This window comes from Trinickia dinghuensis, assembly GCF_003367175.1.
GTDB lineage: Bacteria > Pseudomonadota > Gammaproteobacteria > Burkholderiales > Burkholderiaceae > Trinickia > Trinickia dinghuensis.
Genome location: NZ_QRGA01000014.1, coordinates 183,940 through 203,832 on the forward strand (window position 1 = coordinate 183,940; position 19,893 = coordinate 203,832).

A 19,893-nucleotide genomic window follows, 5' to 3' on the forward strand; every position below is an offset into this window, starting at 1 on the left:
AACCGAATCCGCCCGCCGCCGCGGGCGGTGCGCCCGCAAGCGCGGTCGCGGGTTGCGCGCTTAAAATGCGAGGCTCGTCCCCGCCGCCCGCTACCCGACTCTCTCCCCGATGGAAGCAGAACACGGAATACCCATTCCCCAGCGTTACTGGGCGATCGTCGTCATCGCGCTGGGCATCACGCTCGCCGTGCTCGACGGCGCCATCGCCAACGTCGCCCTGCCCACGATCGCGCGCGATCTCCACGCAAGCGCCGCCGATTCGATCTGGGTCGTCAACGCCTACCAGCTTTCGATCACCATTTCGCTGTTGCCGCTCGCCTCGCTCGGCGACCGCATTGGCTACCGGCGCATCTATACGGTGGGCCTCGCGCTGTTCACCGTCGCCTCGCTCGGCTGCGCGCTGTCCACTTCGCTGACAGCGCTCGCGCTCGTCCGTGTCGTCCAAGGATTCGGCGCCGCCGGCATCATGAGCGTGAACACGGCGCTCGTGCGCACGATCTACCCGGCCAATATGCTCGGACGCGGCGTCGCGATCAACGCGATGGTCGTCGCGATTTCCTCGGCCGTCGGGCCGACCGTCGCTTCGGCCGTGCTGTCCGTCGCCTCGTGGCCGTGGCTGTTCGCGATCAACGTGCCGATCGGGATCGTCGCCGTGATCGGCTCGCTGCGCGCGCTGCCGACCAATCCCGGGCATGACTCGCCGTACGATTATTTGAGCGCGGTGATGAACGCTATCGTGTTCGGCCTGCTGATTTTCACGATCGACGGATTCGGTCACGGCGAAGCGGCCGGCTGGATCGTCGCCCAAGTGCTCGGGCTCCTCGTCGTCGGCTACGTGTTCGTGCGCCGCCAATTGACGCGCCCGGCGCCGCTGCTGCCGATCGATCTGCTCAAGATTCCTGTTTTCGCGCTCTCGATTGCCACGTCGGTCTGCTCGTTTTGCGCGCAGATGCTGGCCTATGTCTCGCTGCCTTTCCTGTTTCAGAACGTGCTCGGCTTCGATCAGGTTCAGACGGGATTGCTGATCACGCCCTGGCCTTTCGTAATCGTCTTCGCGGCACCCGTCGCGGGGGTGCTGTCGGACAAGTATTCGGCCGGGATACTCGGAGGCATCGGGCTCATGGCCATGACGGCGGGCCTTGTGCTGCTCGCGACGATGGGCCCGCATCCGAGCGTTTTCGCCATCGTGTGGCGCATGGCGCTGTGCGGCGCGGGCTTCGGGATCTTCCAGTCGCCCAACAACCGGCAGATGCTGTCGGCCGCGCCGCGCGAGCGCAGCGGCGGCGCCAGCGGGATGCTCGGTACCGCGCGGCTCACCGGACAAACGGTCGGAGCGGCACTGGTCGCGCTGATCTTCGGCGTCTCGCCGAATCACGGGCCGGTCGTCGCGCTGGCGGTGGCAGCCGCCGTTGCCGGCGTCGCGTCGATCGTGAGTTTGATGCGCCTGCGCGCATCCGGCCCCGCCGAATCCGCGTGACATGAGACGACACGTCGCCGGGTACGCCGGCTAAGGCGCCGGCGCACGCGCAGGCATCGACGCCCCCGGGACAAACCCGCACCCCGCGGCACTTGCGCCAAAACCGGATGTCCAACCAGTTGGCCCGGGGCGCGTGTCGTGGCCGTCCGCGCCCGGTTCGTTCGCTTTCCTCATACGGCATGCCTACGTGCAACGCCGTGATGGAGCCGCCATGTCGCTCATCGTCGCTGGACGTTTTACCGCGTTCGCCGCCGCCGAATCAGCCGCCCGGCAGCTGTTCGCGCAAGGCTTCCTAGAAGAGGACGTGAGTCTGTTCTTCGTCAACCCGCGCGGGCAGCACGCGCACGCGGCCGCCGACAGCCTCCACGCCGTCCCGCATACCCTGCGCCCGGCCGCGCACCCGGGTCGCGGCGCGATCGTCGGCGCCGTCGCGGGCGCCGTCATCGGCGTCGCGATCTGCGCACCGCTGTCGATATCGTTCATCGCGACTGTGACGGCAGCGGGAGTAGGCGCTTACGTCGGCGCGATGCTCGGTGGCCTCGTGGAGGCACGCATGCGCACCGTGCCATCGCACGGCGCGGCAACCCAACACACCGCCCATCACGAAACGCGCGACTCCGGCGTGCTCGTCGCCGTGCACGTCTCGCCCGATAATCAAGCGCTGGCGGCCCAAGTGCTCGACGCCGCCGGCTCGCTCGCGGTCGAACGCGCCTCCGGCCACTGGCAGCAAGGCCGATGGGCCGACTTCGACCCGACGGTGCCGCCCGTGCCCCTGACCGAGTTCACGCACCGCCAAGCATAGGCGGTGCGCGCGGCACGCAGCAGACAGCACCCAGCGCCGGCATTGCTCCGCACCGCGCCGCGTCGGCGGTCACTCGGCGCTGCTGATTTTCAGGCGGTTCCTCACCGCATGGACGCCGGTCACGCCCTCGGCAACCTGCGCCGCGCGCGTCTTTTCGTCGCTCGACGGCACCGTGCCGGTCAACCAAACGGTGCCGCGCCGCGTCTTGACGTGAATGTGCGTGGACTTGACGTCCTTCGCCGTCACGAGCGCGGCTTTCACTTTCGTCGTCACGGTACCGTCGTCGATGTGCTGGCCGATCGACTCGGAACTCGACGACGGTGCCGCGGCACCCGTCGTCGAGGTATCGGACGCGGCAGTTTGTGCCGATACGCCGGCGGCAAGCGTCAAGGAAGCAACAACGGCGGCGATTTTGAGTAATGGGAGTGCTTTCACGGTTTCTCCTGCTCAAAGATGGAAGGAATTGCCGAACATAGACACGCAAAACCGGGAAGGGATACCGACCCGCGTTCCGCTCGTCCAAGGTGGTCCGCAAGCTACGTGCCGTGGGAACCGGCGCGCGCACGACTGCGTGTCGGCAGCCCTCGTCTTCGCAGTCGCAGCAAACCACGCCGCGCTTTTGCACTGCAGTCTGTAAAAGCTGCCGCGTTCACGCCGCCGCGGCACGCTTCCTGCGCTTCCGAATCGTCTGCATCGCCCGCGTGGCAACACCTGGTATGGCCGTTGCTTTAAAGCTAAGACTATTCCACTGGACTTTTGCCATGCCACCGACTCTTGAACTGCGCAGCAAACAACATGTGGCACTCACGCCGCGCCTGCAGCAATCGGTACGGCTTCTGCAGTTGTCCTCGCTGGAGTTTCAGCACGAGCTTCGTCAAGCGCTGGACAACAACCCCTTTCTCGAATACGACGATCCCATTGCCGAAGAGGGCGAAGCCCCGGCCAATGGCGCGCATGAAGGCGGCGCGGCGGAACTGCAGCCCGGCGTGGCTGCCGATGCGCCCGCGCCCGCCGAGGCCGTCGATCCGTACGACGGCATCTCGAACCCCGATACGACGACGGCGGCACCGGCCGACGATCCGATCGGCGATTTCGGACAGGACTGGACCACGCGCGGCGCTTCGCGCAACAACGATTCCGACGATGTCGATCCCGGCGCCTGGGCGCACGCGCAGCCGACGATGCATGAGCATCTGCATAACTTGCTGCAACTCTATCCGCTGAACGAGCGCGATCAAGCGGCCGCGCAGATCGTCATCGAGGCCCTCGACGACGATGGCTACATGCGCGAATCGCTCGACGAACTCGCCGGCGCCTTCGAAGCCGATCCGGCGCTCAGCGAGGAAGAATTGCGCGTGGCGCTACGGCTCGTGCAAACGCTCGATCGCCCCGGGGTCGGCGCGCGCTCGCTTTCGGAATGCCTTGGCCTGCAACTCGATGCGATGTCATCCGACACCCCGGGTCGCGCGGCAGCGCGTGAGATCGCCGAGCATCATCTCGAACGGCTGGCGCGACGCGAACATGCCGAGTTGCAAAAGCAGCTGGGGTGTTCGGCCGAGGAATTGCGCAAGGCCTGCGCACTGGTACGCCGGCTCGACCCGAAGCCGGGCCAGTTCTATTCACGCGCCGACGACAACTACGTCATCCCGGACGTCATCGTCCGCCGAGTGAAGGGCCGCTGGGTCGCGTCGATCAACCCCGCGGTGCTGCCGCGTGCGCGCATTCATCGCGTCTATGCGGAGCTGTTCGCGCAATCGGGCGGCACCGGCTCGCCGCTCGGACAGCAGCTGCAGGAAGCACGCTGGCTGCTGCGCAACGCCGAGCAGCGCTTCACGACCATACAGCGTGTCGCCCAGTGCATCGTCTCGTACCAGAAGGCGTTCTTCGACTACGGCGAAATCGCGCTGAAGCCGCTCGTGCTCAGCAAGCTCGCGGAAGAACTCGGTCTGCATGAATCGACGGTCTCGCGCGCTTCGAGCAACAAGTACATGGCGACGCCGCGCGGCATTTTCGAGTTCCGTCACTTCTTCCCGCGCGAGCTCGCGACCGAAACGGGCGGCCGCTGTTCCGCCGCTGCCGTGCGCGCGCTGATCAAGGAGATGATCGATCAGGAAGACGCACGCAATCCGTTGTCCGACGTGGCGCTGGCCAAGTTGCTCTCGCAAGAGGGGATGATCGTCGCGCGCCGCACCGTCGCCAAGTATCGCAATCTGCTCAAGGTGCCGCCCGCGCAATTGCGACGCCAGGCATAGCGAAAGGGCCGAGCCGAAAACAAGCCGAGAAGAGCGAACCTGAGAGAGAACGAAAAAGTAGAAAGAGACGGAAGAAGTAAGAAGGGCCGGCTAAGAAAAAGCCGGCCCTTTTCGTTCATGCTCGATGCGGCGTCAAGCCGCGATATCGGCCAGTTTGACGGCCTTGCGCGTGACCGATGCCGCCGTCGTGACACGCCGCAAGTCGACCAGGAACGCATCGCGCCAGGTCGATAGATCGCCCGAGCGCAGCTGCGCCATCATGTCGGCATGCCGTGCCTTGCGATCCGGGAGCGGCATCGACAGCGCGCGCTCGAGCGCTTCCGCCATCTGCGTGAGATCGAACGGATTCACGACCAGCGCGCCGGGCAACTGCTCGGCCGCGCCGGCGAACTGCGACAGCACGAGCACGCCGGGATCCTCCGGATCCTGCGATGCTACGTACTCCTTAGCAACGAGATTCATGCCATCGCGCAGCGGCGTCACATAGCCCACTTGCGATAGGCGGAACAGCGCCATCAGCAGATTGCGTTCGTATTTTCGATTCAGGTATTGAATCGGCGTCCAATCGAGCTGAGCGAAGCGTCCGTTGATGCGGCCGGCTTCCCCCTCCAGCGTTTGCCGGATGCGTTGATAGGTCTGCACGTCGGAGCGCGTAGGCGGAGCGATCTGCACGAGCGAGACGCGTCCATGCCAATTCGGCGAGGCGAGCAGCAACCGTTCGAACGCCTGGAAGCGCTCGACGAGCCCTTTGGAGTAGTCGAGACGGTCGACGCTCATGATGAGCTTGCGCCCGCGCATCGCATCGCGCAGCGTATTCACTTGCTTGCGATCGGCGAATTGCTGCGCGGCGCTGGCAATCGCATCGGGATAGATCCCGATCGGATACGCACCGACCTTCAGCACGCGCCCGAACGCGTGGATCATGCCGTCGTCGCTCGCAGTGCCGAAGCCGCCGCGCTCGATGTAGTCGACGAACGATTGACGGTCCGCCTGAGTCTGGAAACCGAGCACGTCGTAACTGCACATCGCTTTGACGAGTTCTTCGTGCGGAGGCACCGTGCGCAGCATCTCCGGCACCGGAAACGGAATGTGCAGGAAGAAGCCGATTGGATTGCTCACGCCGAGTTCGCGAAGCGCACGCGCGAACGGCAACAGGTGATAGTCGTGAACCCAGATGATGTCGTCGGGTTCGAGCATGGCCTTCAGCTGCTTGGCCAGCGTCGTATTGACGCGCAGGTAGCCGGCGTACTCTTGCCGGTCGTAGCGGGATAAGTCAGTGCGGTAGTGAAACGTCGGCCATAAGGTCGCGTTCGAAAACCCTCGGTAATACTGATCATAGTCGCGTCGTGTGAGGCCGACGGTCGCATACGTGACCTTGCCTTGTTTCTCGATCTCCGGCGCCTGCGATTCGCCGATGATCTCTCCGCTCCACCCGAACCAGACGCCGCCCGTTTCCTTCAGGGCGTCCAGCACGCCGATCGCGAGCCCCCCTGCCGCGGGGCGGCCCTCCTGCGTCGGCGCGACGCGGTTTGACACCACGATAAGTCTGCTCATTGCGGCTCCACCTCTTCGGTTGGCATTCTCTTGCGCGGCGAACCGTCTCGCCGTCGCTCGGTGTAGGGCATGCAAGGTGCGTGCCGCATCTAACGTCTAATGAATGCGATTGCGATTCGCTTGCCATTCGTGCGATCGACGCGAGCCGGCAGCGCGGCCCCATGCGCAACGCCGCGCTACGCCGTTCCGGCAAGCGCATGCGAGCGAATCGCGCGATACGGACCGCTAGGCGCGAATGCGACGAACGCACGAACGCACACCGCGCGAGCGGGAGCGCGCATGCGGGCAGAACCTCGGCGATGCGACGTCTAGGCGTCTTGCTCGGAGCCTAGGTCCCGCTGATAGTCGAGCCCTTCGGCTCGAGCGCCGCCCTGGTTGTGATCGCCGTCGGCCGGCGTGTCGGGCGCGGCGCGGTTTTGCCCCGATGGATCGTGTTCGGACTGTGATCGAGCCGGAAAACTGCCATTATTTTTTGCTTCGCGCTTGAGCGAATGGCGCGCAGAGCGCCGCAACGCGGGGTGTCTCATGGATCGATCTCCAAGAGCTAGGGCAATGCCCGGGCAGGCAAAGCAGTTTTCATTTAAGTCTAGGATGCCGAACGGGCGAACGCGCGGTAACAATTGCGACAGATTTGTAACCGGTACAGCCGCAGGGTGTTTCCTCAGTGCAGCGGAGGCACGTCGGTCGGCACGGGCGGCGGATCGCCGATAGGCGGATGCCGCGGCTCGGGCGGCTCGCGTTCGGGGACAGGCCCCGGAACGGGCGGCTCTTGCGGCGGCACCACGGGCGGATCGGGTTCGGGGGTGTGCAGATGAATCGGAGCGCTGCGCAATACGGGCATCGAAACGTCCCTCGTCGAGCAATCAAGAAGTTAGGTGTGCTGACGAGCAAGTTTTTTGCCAACTAGGCTGTGATGCGGCGACGGCTATCCCGCCGCCGCGCGGGCGTTCGCGCATGGCGCATCGCGTGTCGCGCCGATCGGCGGCGTCAGTTGCCCGCCGCGGCATCGCCCGTTTCGCCGGCCGCATCGCTCTCGCTCGCGGCCGATTTCGCGTCTTCGCCGTACTCGACGAGCCGGTTATAGAGCGTCTTCAGGCTGATTCCGAGAATCTCGGCCGCACGCGTCTTGACCCCGCCGCACTGCTCGAGCGTCGCGAGAATCAGTTGGCGATCGGCATCGGCCAGCGACGTGCCGAACGGAATCGTCACGGCCGTACCCGTCGACGGCTTCGACAGCGAGATTTGCAGCGGCACCGCCGCCGTGCTGTCGGCATCCGGAGCGGCCATGATGAATGCACGCTGCACGTAGTTCTTCAGTTCGCGCACGTTGCCCGGCCACGGGTACGACTGCATCATGTCCCGCACTGCCGGCGGAAACTGCTTGCGCGAGCCGTGGCGCTCGTTGAGCTCGTCGAGGAACGCCTGCGCGAGCAGCCATGTGTCGCCGCCGCGCTCGCGCAGCGGGGGCAGGCTGATCGGAAATACGTTGAGGCGGTGATAGAGGTCGAGCCGCAGCTTGCCTTCGAGCACGGCCTCTTCGGGATCGCGGTTCGTGGCCGCAATGACCCGTACGTCCGTTTCGATTTCCTTGGTCGTGCCCACGCGCATGAACATGCCTGTCTCGAGCACGCGCAGAAACTTGACCTGCAATTCGGCAGGCATCTCCGTGATTTCGTCGAGGAAGATCGTGCCGCCGCTCGCGCGTTCGAAGTAGCCCTTGTGCTGGCGGTCCGCTCCCGTGAACGAACCACGCTCGTGACCGAACATCTCGGATTCGATCAGGTTCGGCGAAATCGCGCCGCAATTGACGGCAAGGAAAGCATGCTTGCGGCGCAAGCTCAACTCATGAATGGTCTGGGCCGCGACTTCCTTGCCCGTGCCCGATTCGCCGACGAGCAGCACGGATGCGGCGGTCGGCGCCACGCGCCCGATCTGATCGTAGACCGATTGCATGGCCGGCGAATTGCCGAGCATCAAACCGAAACGCCCCATGCGGCGCAGCTCGCCGCGCAGCGTACCGATCTGCGCCTTCAAGTCGCCCGCGCGCGGCAGACGGTCGAGCACCGACTTCACGCGCTGCATGTTGATCGGCTTGACGAGGTAGTCCGAGGCGCCCATCTTGAGCGCCGTCACCGCGGACTCGACCGTCGCGTGGCCGGTAATGACGATGATTTCGACGCCCGAGCGCGGATCGAGATCCTCGAACAGATCGACGCCGCTGCCGTCCGGCAACTGCAAATCCGTGAACACGACGTCGGGCGTCTGGCGCACGAGCTGAATGCGAGCCTCGCGCAGATCGCCGGCCGTCGCGGTCGTCAAGCCATCGGCGGCAATGATCGATACGAGGGCTTCACGGGTTCCAGGATCGTCGTCGACTATCAGCACATGTGGCATCTGTATTCGCTGGTCAGTGATGAATAACAGTTGAAAAACGGGGGCGTGATTCGACGTTCGGGGCAAACGCCGCCCGCCCGCGCGGCTCGTCACTATATTGTGCCTAGACGAGACGAGTCAGGCGAGCAATTCGGCACACCGAAATGAATCGAGCGCCGCCGGAACAGGCGGCGCCTTGGGCCGGCCAGCGGGTGCGAAACCGCGTCAGCTATGCCCGTGAGGGAAAATCCATGCGTCGCGCGTACCGCCGATATGTCCGAAAGTGCCGTGACCCACACCGTTAGGCACGACGCCGTGCGGCAATCCGCGCTCGGACATCGCGGGCGCGGCGGCCGCTCCCGCCGCTATCGCGACAGCGCCGCCTTCGCCCTCCCACCGGCTCAGTTCGCCCGCGAACCGCGCCTGCGACGCACGATGCTTTTGCGCCCAACGCCACGCAATCACACCGCCGACCGCGACAAGCGCACCAAAAATTCCAATTTTAGGACGAGCCATATGATCCCCCTAGCATTACCAATGCGAGGTAAAGCGGTGCCCTCGCGCCGTCCGGATACTAGTCGGATCGATCCGGGCCCACCGAGTTCCGCTTACCGTCGATTTCGGCCAGCCGCAGTTTTCATGCCAGCGGCGGAACCGGCCAAGCGGGTGCGCCAAGCCCGGGTTGCATGGTTAAATACCCTTTTGGAACTACCCACGCGCATTGGCGCCGAAGAAAGAAACGCATCTCTTTTCGTTTTTCTCAGGCGGCAATGCCCAACGGATTTCATTCACATGCCCGAGTCTACCGATGTTGAAACGCCGGCCGCGGCGCGGGACGATGACGCAGCGGCACGATTCGCGAAAAACCTCGCCCGCGATGCGGCGGGGCTCGAATCGTACGGCATGCTTTATGGTTCTTCGCCGTCGATGCTGGAGTTGTACGAGCAAATCGAGCGCGTGGCGTCCACCGACGCGACGGTGCTGGTGGTCGGCGAATCCGGCACCGGCAAGGAGCTCGTGGCCCGCACCATCCACGACCGCAGCTCGCGCAAGAACAGCCCGTTCGTCGCCGTCAATTGCGGCGCGATTCCCGACAGCCTGATCGAGGCCGAACTGTTCGGCCACGAGCGCGGCAGCTTCACCGGCGCCGTGCAGGGCCGCGCCGGCTACTTCGAGCACGCGAACGGCGGCACGCTGTTCCTCGACGAAGTCACCGAGATGATGCCCGTGCGCCAGGTCAAGCTGCTGCGGGCGCTCGAGACGGGCACCTTCTATCGCGTCGGCGGTACCGAACTGCAGCGCACCGACGTGCGCGTCATCGCCGCGACGAATCGCGACCCGCTGGTGGCCGTAAAGGAAAACGGGTTGCGCGAAGACCTGATGTACCGTCTCGCCGTCTTTCCGCTGCGGGCGCCGCCGCTGCGCGAACGCGAAGGCGATCGCGAATTGCTCGCCCAGCACTTCCTCGCCGAACTGAACGCGCAGGAAGGCACGAACAAGGCGTTCAGCAAGCGCGCCAAGGAGACGCTGCGCACCTATTCATGGCCCGGCAACGTGCGGGAGTTGAAGAACAGCGTCTACCGCGCATTCATCCTTGCGGAGAAAGCCGTCGAGATCGAGCATCCGCGGCTCGCCGCTCGTTCGAAGAAGGCCGTCACCCAAGGCGACGCGATGAGTATCTGGGTCGGCACGCCGCTCGCCGAAGCCCAGCGGCAGATCATCCTCGGCACGCTGAAACACTGCGGCGGCGACAAGCGCCGGGCGGCGAAGGCGCTCGGCGTGAGCCTGAAGACGCTCTACAACCGTCTCGGCGCCTACGAGGACGAAGACGACGGCCCCTCCTCGTCGGACACGTAGCCTGTTGCCTATAGCAGCGTAAAAAAACGAACGCGCCGCACGCGTGCCCTTGCAGTGGGACGCATGCGGCGCGTTCGGTACGTCTTCGCGATGTGCTTTCGCGCAGAGGCGCTTACGACTCGACGTCTTCGAGGCTGAAGATTTCGGTCTGGTCGTTGTACGAGAAAATCTCGCCGTAACGGCCCCAGTTGATGACGGCATCGAGCGTCTCCTCGGCGGCGCTGTCCGAGAGGAAATCTTCCAGCTCCTGCTCGAAGCGCACGCGCGGCGCGCGATGTCCGGGCCGCTCGTTCAGCACCTTCTTGACTCGCGCGGCCAGCGGCACGTGCCGCAGCAGATGCTCGGCGAACATCATCTTGCGCTCTTGCGTGCCGAATTCGGCGAACACGCGCGCGGGCGGCGTAAGGAAGATGTCGCCTTCGCGCACATCGGCGAACCCGAGATGCTGCAGCACTTCCGCGATCGGGAACAGATCGTCCACCTCGAGATGCAGCGACCGCGCGATTTCCGGCATGTCGGCACGGCCGTGGTACGGCGGCGCGGCCAGCGTTTCGATCAAGCCGGCCATCAAGTTGGTCGAAACGCTCGGCAGCCAGCTGCCGAGTTCGAGCCCCTTCTTCGTCGCTTCGTCGGTACGACGCGCCGTCATCTTCGCGTAGATCTCGTCGACGAGCCTTCTGAAGGCCGGGTCGAGACGGTTGCGCGGGTGCGCGAACGGCACCTTGATCTCGGCCAGCACGCGCCCCGGATTCGACGAGAGCACGAGAATGCGGTCGCACATGAACACGGCTTCTTCGATGTTGTGCGTGACGATCAACACGGACTTGATCGGCATGCGCCGCTGCGTCCACAAATCGAGCAAGTCGGTACGCAGCGTCTCGGCCGTCAGCACGTCCAGCGCCGAGAACGGCTCGTCCATCAGCAGCAGCGTCGGGTCCACCACGAGCGCGCGCGCGAAACCCACGCGCTGGCGCATCCCGCCCGACAGCTCGCGCGGATAGGCGTTTTCGAAACCGTCGAGGCCGATCAGGTCGATCGCTGCCAGCGCGCGTTCGCGGCGCTGGCGCGCGCCGACGCCGAGCGCCTCGAGCCCCGCTTCGACGTTTTGCAGCACCGTGAGCCACGGAAACAGCGCAAAGGTCTGGAACACCATCGCCACGCCTTCGGCCGGGCCGGACAGCGGCTTGCCGAGGTAGCTCACTTCGCCGGCGGTCGGCTCGATGAGGCCCGCGATGATGCGCAGGAGCGTCGATTTGCCCGAGCCCGAACGCCCGAGCAGCCCGACGATCTCCCCTTCGCGCAGCGACAGATTGACGTCGTCGAGCACGAGCAGCTCGCCTTGCGCCTTGGCGAAGCCGCGACGCACGCCGTTGACGTTGAGGACTTCCTCGCCCAGACGCAGGGCGGCCGGGGCCGTGCCGGCGAACGGTGCGGCGCTTAGGTCAGCTTTCGGATTTTGCATTGCGCTTCACTCTTCGGAATTGAGCACTGGGTGGGCGCGCCGCCGAGGGACGGCGCGCCTTGACGGCATAGGGTCAGTCGAGGCGCAGCTTCGCTTCCGCATAGGCGTACATCGGACGCCACAGCAGACGATTGAACAGCGTCACGAACAGCGACATCACGGCAATGCCGAGAATGATCTTCGGAAAATCGCCGGCGGCCGTGTACCGCGCGATATAAGCGCCGAGCCCGTGCGCGGCGACCTTCGTGTCGCCCCACTGCACCAGCTCCGAGACGATGCTCGCGTTCCACGCGCCACCCGATGCCGTGATCGCCCCCGTCACGTAGTACGGGAAGATGCCCGGCAGCATCGCCTGGCGCCACCACTGCCAGCCGCGGATACGGAAGTTCGTCGCCGCTTCGCGATAGTCGTTCGGATAGGCCGTCGTGCCCGCGATAACGTTGAACAGGATATACCACTGGGTTCCCAGCACGATGAGCGGCGACAGCCAGATGTCGGCGTTCAGGTGGAACCGCACGATGACGATGACGAACACGGGAAACAGCAGGTTCGCCGGAAAGGCGGCGAGAAACTGCGCGACCGGCTGGACCTTCTCGGCCAGGGCCGGCTTGAGACCGATCTTCACGCCGATCGGCACCCAGATCAGCGACGACAGCACGATCAGCACGATGACGCGCGCAAGCGTAATGAAGCCGAGGACGAAGACATGCCCGACCTCCGCGCCCGTTACCCCCGTACGCACGTAAGCCACGACGCGCCATACGACGTAGACGGTGCCGACGAGCAGGATCACGCCCCAGACGATATCGCCGACGAGCGAGCGCTTGCCGCTGCCCGCCAGGCGCTTGAACCGCCCGGTGTCGACGCGCGGCACGCGCAGCGGCAGACGCGCCACCTTCGCGAGGATCCAGCCCGCCGGCACGAGCAGCCGGTGGATGAGCCGCGTGCGGCGCACGAGGTCGAGCACCCACGATTCGGGGGCATCGCCCGAGCTCGTCGTTTCCATGCGGAATTTGTCGGCCCAGGCGACCAGCGGGCGGAACATCAGCTGGTCGTACGCGAGAATCACGACCGTCATCGCCAGGATCACCCAGCCGATCGCGCCCAGATTCTTTTCCGAGATCGCTTGCGCAAGATAGGCGCCGATCCCGGGCAGCGTGATCGTGTTGTTGCCGACCGTGATCGCCTCGGAGGCGACGACGAAGAACCAGCCGCCCGACATCGACATCATCATGTTCCAGATGAGGCCCGGCATCGTGAACGGCACCTCGAGCTTCCAGAAGCGCTGCCACGCCGTCAGGTGAAAGCCGCGCGAGACTTCATCGAGATCGCGAGGCACTGTACGCAGCGACTGGTAGAAGCTGAACGTCATGTTCCACGCCTGGCTCGTGAAGATCGCGAAGATCGCCGCGAGTTCGGCGCCGAGCACGCGCGCCGGGAAGAGTGCGAGGAAGAACGTCACCGTGAACGAGATGTACCCGAGCACCGGCACGGACTGCAGGATGTCGAGGATCGGAACGAGCACCATCCCCGCGCGACGGCTCTTGGCCGCCAGCGTCCCGTAGATCAGCGTGAAAACGAGCGACGCGACCATGGCGGCCAGCATGCGCAGCGTCGTTCGCAGCGCGTACTCGGGCAGCATTCCGGGATTGAGCGAGATGACTTGCGTCTTGAGCGTCGAAATCGGCGCCATCGTCTGGTGGAAGCCGATCGCGGTCATCGCGATCACGCAGATGATGAGCGGGAACGCGACGAAGTCCCAGCGGTTCGGCGCCAGCCGCCACGCGGACGCGTTGGCGGTGCGGTTCAGATTGAAGCCGAAATCCATTAGTAGGTCCCTTTTACGCCGCGCGGCGAACGGTAAGCGGACATAGGCAGGCCGACTGCGCAGCCGGGCATGGCCGGCGAGCCGGCGCGGCGGTGCGCGCACGGGACGGCGGAACGATCCGAGACACGGAATACAGGCATGAGCGTATGGTTGCGGTGATGCGCTTTTGAGCGCAAATCGTTGACTGCCGAGCCGCCTAACCCTTACTGTCGGCCCTTGCTGCCCTTTCGACGGCACGACACTACTACAACCTATGTTTCAGGCACAACCGCGCCGGCCACAAAATTCGCCCAGGCGCAAAAAATGCGTGTCGACGCCGAGGAAACGCGAAATTATGCCGCGAAGAGGCGGTGCCGGGAACCCGCCGCGGTCGAGGGCCGAGACCGCGCTCGCGACGAAATCGGCGAACGAACGGTACTTCGGCAAGAGCGCGTATGATCGGTTTCTCGTGGCGAGTGAACCTACCGATCGACAAGGGAGATGCGCATGAAAGGAAATCTGGTCATCGTCTGTCGCGACCAGGATGCGACCGCCTTCGACGAACTCATGGCCGAATACGGCGCGTTCCAGACCAGGCTGTCGTCCACCTCATGGTATTTGAAGCTCGATACCGAGCCGGAAGAGATCCAGGAGGAAATCCTCGCTCGGCTCGGCAAGTACACGACGCACTACATCTTCGAAGCGAACAGCGTGACCTACAACACGGTGGACAGCGAGGCGGCCGCCGCGCTCGACTCGTTGTTCGCCGAGTGACGGCGGCGGCATAGCGTTCCAGCACGGGGCCCGCCGGCCAGCCGGCGGGCCGGCGCTACCAGGCGCTCGCCGATTGGGCCGCGGAGCGCGCGGCGGCGGTATGCGGGAACGTCATCGCCACGCGCAGCCCGCCGTCTTGCGCATTGCCGATCTCGCACACGCCGCCCTGCCGCCGCACGAGCCGCTCGACGATGGCAAGGCCCAGGCCGCTGTGGCCGTTGCCGCCGCGTGCCGGATCGAGCCGCACGAACGGCCGGCTCGCGTTGACGAGGTCCTGCGGCGCGATCCCGCGGCCGTGATCGCTGACCGACAGTTCCCAGCCGGCCGGCGTGCGCGCCGTCGCCACGACCACGGGCGGCGCGCCGTAGGCGTGGGCGTTATCGAGCAAGTTCGAGAGAATCCGTTCAAGCGTCGCCGTCGGCAGACGGAAGCCCTTGCCTGCCGCCAGTTCGGTGCGCACCGCCGGATTGCCCGGGGCGACCGCGCGATAGGTCCGAGCGATGCGCGCGCATTCCTCGTCGACCTCGACGGGCTCGCTGCGGTCGGAGCCGTCATGCGCGAACACTAGGAACTGATCGACGATGTGCGCGAGCGCGTCCACGTCGCGCACGACGCCGTCGCGCAGCTTCGCTTCCTCCATCATCTCGGCACGCAGCCGCAGACGCGCCAGCGGCGTCTTCAAGTCGTGCGCCACGCCGGCGAGCATGACGGCGCGGTCCTGTTCGGTCCGCGACACCTCCCTCACCATCTGATTGAAGCCGCGCGTGAGTTCGCGCAGCTCGCGCGGCCCGCGCTCGACGATCGGCGGCACGCTCTGCCCGCGCCCGAACCGTACGACGGCCTGCGCCAGCGCAGTCAGCGGCTCCTGCAGACGCCAGGCGACGAACAGCGCGCACATGACCGCGAGGGAGAAGATGATGCCGAGCCATTCGAGCATCTGATCGCGCGGGCGAGGCGGATGAAGCGACGTCATCGGCACGACGATCCAGTCTTGATCGGCGGCCTCGTGCACCCAGAGGGTCGGCGGATGGTGCGGCGGCCCGATCCGCACCATCGAGCCCTGCGGCAAGCGATCGCGAATCTCTTGGGCGAAACGCTGAAGCGGTTTCGGCAGATCCTGATTGGCGGGCGGCACTTCGGGGCTGGCGGGATCGACGAGCCGCACGCGCGAGGGCAGCGGCACCGACGGCGTCCGGACGACGTGCTGGCGCACCGCGTCGATCAAAAACGCCTCTTCCTCGACGGCATAGCGCGCCTGCGACTGGCTGCGCTCGACGCGTATCAGCACGAACCAGGCGAAGTGCGAGATCAGCAGAACGGCGACGACGAGCAGCGCGAGCCTGCCGAACAACGAATCAATTGGGCGCCGCATTCGGTTCGCCGTTGGGGACGAAAACATAGCCGCGGCCACGCACGGTTTGGATGAAGCGCGGCGTCGACGGGTCCGATTCGAGGATACGCCGCAGCCGCCAGACCTGGACGTCGATACCGCGATCGGTACCGTCGTACTCGGGCCCGTGCAGCAACTCGAGCAGCCGCTCGCGGGTGAGCGTGCGCATCGGGTGGTTCACGAAGATCTTCAGCAGCGCGAATTCGCTGCCCGAGAGCGTCAACGGACGCCCCTCGAGATTGAGCGTGCGCGCCTGGAAATCGAGCTGGAAGCGGCCGAACACGAACGGCTCGCGCTGCTCGGGGGCCGCCGAGGGAACCGTCCGGCGGCGGCGCAGCACGGCCTGAACGCGCGCCAGCAGCTCGCGCGGATTGAACGGCTTGCCGAGGTAGTCGTCGGCGCCCAGTTCGAGCCCGACGATGCGGTCGACGTCGTCGGCGCGCGCGGTCAGCATGATCACGGGGATGTCGTCGCCCGTCGCGCGCAGTTTGCGCAGCGCGGTGAGACCGTCCACGCCCGGCATCATCAGATCGAGCACGATAAGGTCCGGCCGCTCGCGTTCGAGCCGGCGCTCGAGCGAGGCGGCGTCATGCAGCACCGAGACCTCGATGCCTTGACGGACAAGGTAGTCGCGCAGCAGATCGCGCAGTTCGGCGTCGTCGTCGACGACCAGGATTTGGGTAGCCATGGACGAAAGTTTAACGCGAGCGGCCCCCTCGCTGGGGTGGAGGCCGGGCCAAAGGGTTACGGACCGTTACCGCGAAAGTCGCCCGTAATGGTGCGTAATAGGGGGGCTGCTCGGCGTAACACGCCTCCCGCTCCGGAAGTCTAGCCTGACGTTACCGAGCCCCACCCCTGGTTGTCGGGCTCTCCGTTTCACTTTTCCGGAGCATGAAATGAAACAACACTCGATTTCCCGCCTGTCGTCGCGCTGGGTGGCGCTTGCCGCCGCAGCGCTCGCGCTCGGTTTCGGCACGGCCTACGCCGCCGAAGGCGCCATGGGCGCCGGCGGCTGGCATCACGGATGGCACGGCCGCCATCACGACGACGGCATGATGCTCATGATGGAGCTCGGCAAGCTGCACAACGAACTCAAGCTGACGCTCACGCCCGCTCAGGAACAGGCTTGGCAGAGCGCGTTGCAGACGATGAAGCAGGCTCACGAGGCCGCGCGGGCGGATCACGAGGCGGCGCGCAAGCAGTTCGAGGCATTGAGCCGGCAAAGCGTGATCGATCTGAACGCGATGCACGACGCGCACGAAAAGCTCGAGAGCCAGCAGCACGAACGGCGCGAGCAAGTGACGGCGGCCTGGCTGAAGGTTTACAACAGCCTGAACGATCAGCAAAAGAAGGTGGTCAGCGACGACATCAAGTCGCGCTTCGCCCGCATGGAGCATCGCCGCGAGTGGATGAAGCAAGGGCATGACGGCGCCGCCAAGCCGGCGCCTTCGCAAAACTAGCCGGGCAAAAGCAGCACGCTCCACGGGCCGCACCGGCTCTCGTCTACCTCTCTCTTTACCCCTAAGTGCGCGGCCCCCTGTCGCACACCTTTCGTCGCCGCGCCTTCCCTCGAAGCGCGCGGCTTTTTTCGCTCCGCATCGCACGCGTTCACGCCGTCGGCCTCGCGGCACCGGAATCCCGCCAGGGGTTTGCCGAGAGTGGCACCGCAGCCGGCTTCAGGTAAAATCCGCGCTTTTCCCGGCCTGCCGTCCAAGGACCGCACTTTTCCACCATGTTCTTACAAGGCTACGGCCCGCTGATCCTCGCCGGCACTTGGCAGACCGTCAAGCTCTCGGTGCTGTCGCTCGCGCTGGCCTTCGTGCTGGGGCTCGTCGGCGCGGCCGCGAAGCTTTCGAAAAACCGGCTCTCCCACGGGGTCGGCACCGTCTACACGACGCTCGTGCGCGGCGTACCCGATCTCGTGCTGATGCTGCTGCTGTTCTACAGCATCCAGATTTGGCTCAACAATTTCACCGACCTCGTCGGCTGGGACGAAATCGACATCGACCCGTTCGTGGCGGGGGTCATCGTGCTCGGCTTCATCTACGGTGCGTATTTCACCGAAACCTTCCGCGGCGCGTTCCTTTCCGTCCCGCGCGGCCAGCTCGAAGCGGGCACGGCATACGGCATGACGCCCTGGCAGACGTTCTCGCGCATCATGTTCCCGCAAATGATGCGGTTCGCGCTGCCGGGCATCGGCAACAACTGGCAGGTGATGGTCAAGGCCACCGCGCTCGTGTCGATCATCGGTCTGGCCGACGTCGTCAAAGCCTCGCAGGACGCCGGCAAGGGCACGCTGCGCTTCTTCTTTTTCACGTTGATCGCCGGGGCGATCTATCTCGCGATCACGACGGTTTCGAATCTCGTGCTGCTCTGGCTCGAGAAGCGGTACTCGATCGGCGTGCGTAAAGCCGAGCTATAACCATGATCGAGCTGATTCACGACTACTGGCGCAACTACCTTTTCACCGACGGCTATCAGACGACGGGCCTCGCCATCACGCTCTGGCTGCTCGCCGTATCCATCGGCATCGGCTTTTGCCTGTCGGTGCCGCTCGCGTGCGCGCGCGTGTCGAAGAACAAGACGGTCTCGGGCGCCGTCTGGCTCTATACCTACATCTTCCGCGGCACACCGCTCTACGTGCAGCTGCTGTTGTGCTATACAGGTCTGTACAGTCTCGACATCGTGCGCAATCACGAATTGCTGAACGCGTTCTTCCGCCAGGGCATGAACTGCACGCTGCTGGCCTTCACGCTCAACACCTGCGCTTATACGACGGAAATCTTCGCCGGCTCGATCAAGGCGACCGCCTATGGCGAAATCGAAGCGGCGCGTGCATACGGCATGTCGACGTTCACGCTCTACCGGCGCGTGATTCTGCCGTCGGCGCTGCGGCGCGCCTTGCCGTTGTACAGCAACGAAGTGATTCTGATGCTGCATGCGACGACGGTCGCGTTCACGGCCACCGTGCCCGACATCCTCAAGATCGCGCGAGACGCCAATTCGGCCACCTATCTGTCGTTCCCAGCGTTCGGCATCGCGGCCCTGCTCTACCTGTGCATCTCGTTCGCGCTCGTCGCGCTGTTTCGCCGCGCCGAAAAGCGCTGGCTCGCCTACCTGCGCCCGCAAGGCAAGTAACTCATGCATAAGCTTTTCATCGACGATCTGCACAAGCACTACGGCAGCAACGAAGTCCTCAAGGGCGTTTCTCTCGAGGCCAAGGCCGGCGACGTGATCAGCGTGATCGGCTCGTCGGGCTCGGGCAAGAGCACGATGCTCCGCTGCATCAACTTTCTCGAGCAACCGAGCGCCGGGCGCATCTACGTCGACGGCGAAGAGGTAAAGACGAGCAAGGACAAGGCAGGCGGGCTGCGCGTGTCCGATCAGAAGCAACTGCAGCGGATTCGCACGAAGCTGTCGATGGTGTTTCAGCACTTCAATCTTTGGGCGCATATGAACGTGCTCGAGAATGTGACCGAAGCGCCGATGCACGTGCTGGGCCTTGCCCGCAAGGAAGCCGAGGAACGGGCCCGCATGTATCTCGAGAAAGTGGGGCTCGCGCCTCGGCTCGAGAAGCAGTACCCCTCGCATTTGTCGGGCGGCCAGCAGCAGCGTGTCGCGATCGCGCGCGCGTTGGCGATGAACCCCGACGTGATGCTGTTCGACGAGCCGACTTCCGCGCTCGATCCCGAACTCGTCGGCGAAGTGTTGAAGGTCATGCAAAAGCTCGCCGAGGAAGGCCGCACGATGATCGTCGTCACGCACGAGATGGGGTTTGCGCGGAACGTGTCGAACCACGTCATGTTCCTGCATCAAGGGCGCGTGGAAGAAGAAGGCGCGCCGCAGGAAGTGTTCGGCAACACCAAGAGTGAACGGCTTCGGCAGTTCCTGGCGGGAAGTCTGAAGTAGGACGCGCGTAAGCGCGACAAGCGAGTTTGCCGCTCAATCACGGCAAACTCGCGGAAACGATGAGCAAGCCTTCCAGGAATTCGCTAGCCGCGAGCGAGTCGCATCCCTGCGTCGTACCGGTGACAGCCGTCACCCTCCAACTATCCCCGCATCCCCACTCGAAACGTCAAACGTATCGGCCCCCCCCGCCGACGCCCCCGCTCGGCCATGTCGAGGATCCGCACCGGCGCCCGCAC

19 protein-coding genes are annotated in these 19,893 nt (G+C 65.0%); 9 read left to right on the forward strand and 10 right to left on the reverse strand.

The window, feature by feature from the left end:
* Positions 1-109 precede the first annotated feature (109 nt).
* Both DWV00_RS23400 and DWV00_RS23405 read left to right on the forward strand, forming a co-directional pair.
* Positions 110-1,477, forward strand: coding sequence for an MFS transporter (locus DWV00_RS23400; protein WP_115535989.1), 1,368 nt, complete (start codon positions 110-112; stop codon positions 1,475-1,477).
* Positions 1,478-1,688: 211 nt separating this feature from the next.
* Positions 1,689-2,279, forward strand: coding sequence for a hypothetical protein (locus tag DWV00_RS23405; RefSeq protein WP_115535990.1), 591 nt, complete (start codon positions 1,689-1,691; stop codon positions 2,277-2,279).
* Positions 2,280-2,348: 69 nt separating this feature from the next.
* On the opposite strand, the gene DWV00_RS23410 is transcribed toward DWV00_RS23405, so the two are convergent.
* Entirely contained in the window at positions 2,349-2,714 is a 366-nt protein-coding gene (locus tag DWV00_RS23410; protein ID WP_115535991.1) for a BON domain-containing protein, read from the reverse strand.
* Between the two features lie 326 nt (positions 2,715-3,040).
* Between DWV00_RS23410 and DWV00_RS23415 the strand changes: the two genes are divergently transcribed.
* Positions 3,041-4,531 (forward strand): RNA polymerase factor sigma-54, encoded by a 1,491-nt coding sequence (locus DWV00_RS23415; protein ID WP_115535992.1) that lies wholly within the window; start codon positions 3,041-3,043, stop codon positions 4,529-4,531.
* Positions 4,532-4,663: 132 nt separating this feature from the next.
* On the opposite strand, the gene otsA is transcribed toward DWV00_RS23415, so the two are convergent.
* The 5 genes from otsA to DWV00_RS34390 all read right to left on the reverse strand — a co-directional run bounded on the left by otsA (position 4,664) and on the right by DWV00_RS34390 (position 8,974).
* Positions 4,664-6,085 carry an alpha,alpha-trehalose-phosphate synthase (UDP-forming) gene (otsA, locus tag DWV00_RS23420; RefSeq protein WP_115535993.1) on the reverse strand — a complete coding sequence of 474 codons (1,422 nt, stop codon included), beginning with the start codon at positions 6,083-6,085 and terminating at the stop codon, positions 4,664-4,666.
* Between the two features lie 308 nt (positions 6,086-6,393).
* A complete protein-coding gene (locus DWV00_RS23425) occupies positions 6,394-6,612 on the reverse strand; it encodes a hypothetical protein (RefSeq protein WP_115535994.1) in 219 nt (72 codons plus the stop codon).
* A gap of 134 nt (positions 6,613-6,746) precedes the next feature.
* Positions 6,747-6,926: a hypothetical protein gene (locus tag DWV00_RS23430; RefSeq protein ID WP_115535995.1), complete on the reverse strand. Its 180-nt coding sequence runs from the start codon at positions 6,924-6,926 to the stop codon at positions 6,747-6,749.
* 146 nt (positions 6,927-7,072) lie between these two features.
* Positions 7,073-8,479 (reverse strand): sigma-54-dependent transcriptional regulator, encoded by a 1,407-nt coding sequence (locus tag DWV00_RS23435; protein ID WP_115535996.1) that lies wholly within the window; start codon positions 8,477-8,479, stop codon positions 7,073-7,075.
* 204 nt (positions 8,480-8,683) lie between these two features.
* On the reverse strand, positions 8,684-8,974 hold the full coding sequence (locus DWV00_RS34390) for a hypothetical protein (RefSeq protein ID WP_115535997.1): 291 nt from the start codon (positions 8,972-8,974) through the stop codon (positions 8,684-8,686).
* Positions 8,975-9,250: 276 nt separating this feature from the next.
* On the opposite strand from DWV00_RS34390, the gene DWV00_RS23445 reads away from it, so the two are divergent.
* On the forward strand, positions 9,251-10,315 hold the full coding sequence (locus DWV00_RS23445) for a sigma-54 interaction domain-containing protein (RefSeq protein WP_115535998.1): 1,065 nt from the start codon (positions 9,251-9,253) through the stop codon (positions 10,313-10,315).
* 112 nt (positions 10,316-10,427) lie between these two features.
* Here DWV00_RS23445 and DWV00_RS23450 read toward each other — a convergent pair whose 3' ends face one another.
* Positions 10,428-11,777, reverse strand: a complete 1,350-nt coding sequence (locus DWV00_RS23450) for an ABC transporter ATP-binding protein (protein ID WP_115535999.1) — start codon at positions 11,775-11,777, stop codon at positions 10,428-10,430.
* Between the two features lie 73 nt (positions 11,778-11,850).
* Positions 11,851-13,605 carry an ABC transporter permease gene (locus tag DWV00_RS23455; protein WP_115536000.1) on the reverse strand — a complete coding sequence of 585 codons (1,755 nt, stop codon included), beginning with the start codon at positions 13,603-13,605 and terminating at the stop codon, positions 11,851-11,853.
* 486 nt (positions 13,606-14,091) lie between these two features.
* Between DWV00_RS23455 and DWV00_RS23460 the strand changes: the two genes are divergently transcribed.
* Entirely contained in the window at positions 14,092-14,358 is a 267-nt protein-coding gene (locus DWV00_RS23460) for a double-stranded DNA-specific endonuclease (protein ID WP_115536077.1), read from the forward strand.
* A 55-nt stretch (positions 14,359-14,413) separates the two neighbouring features.
* Here DWV00_RS23460 and DWV00_RS23465 read toward each other — a convergent pair whose 3' ends face one another.
* On the reverse strand, positions 14,414-15,730 hold the full coding sequence (locus DWV00_RS23465) for an ATP-binding protein (protein WP_115536001.1): 1,317 nt from the start codon (positions 15,728-15,730) through the stop codon (positions 14,414-14,416).
* Positions 15,714-16,436, reverse strand: coding sequence for a response regulator (locus DWV00_RS23470; protein ID WP_115536002.1), 723 nt, complete (start codon positions 16,434-16,436; stop codon positions 15,714-15,716). The genes DWV00_RS23465 and DWV00_RS23470 overlap by 17 nt, the downstream gene beginning before the upstream one ends.
* Before the next feature lie 208 nt (positions 16,437-16,644).
* Between DWV00_RS23470 and DWV00_RS23475 the strand changes: the two genes are divergently transcribed.
* From DWV00_RS23475 to DWV00_RS23490, 4 genes are all read left to right on the forward strand, one after another.
* Positions 16,645-17,208: a Spy/CpxP family protein refolding chaperone gene (locus DWV00_RS23475; RefSeq protein ID WP_115536003.1), complete on the forward strand. Its 564-nt coding sequence runs from the start codon at positions 16,645-16,647 to the stop codon at positions 17,206-17,208.
* Between the two features lie 272 nt (positions 17,209-17,480).
* Positions 17,481-18,170 (forward strand): ABC transporter permease, encoded by a 690-nt coding sequence (locus DWV00_RS23480; protein WP_115536004.1) that lies wholly within the window; start codon positions 17,481-17,483, stop codon positions 18,168-18,170.
* Between the two features lie 2 nt (positions 18,171-18,172).
* Entirely contained in the window at positions 18,173-18,886 is a 714-nt protein-coding gene (locus tag DWV00_RS23485) for an ABC transporter permease (protein WP_115536005.1), read from the forward strand.
* A gap of 3 nt (positions 18,887-18,889) precedes the next feature.
* The gene (locus DWV00_RS23490) at positions 18,890-19,657 is read left to right on the forward strand and encodes an ABC transporter ATP-binding protein (protein WP_115536006.1); all 768 of its coding nucleotides are present in this window, start codon (positions 18,890-18,892) and stop codon (positions 19,655-19,657) included.
* Positions 19,658-19,893 lie beyond the last annotated feature (236 nt).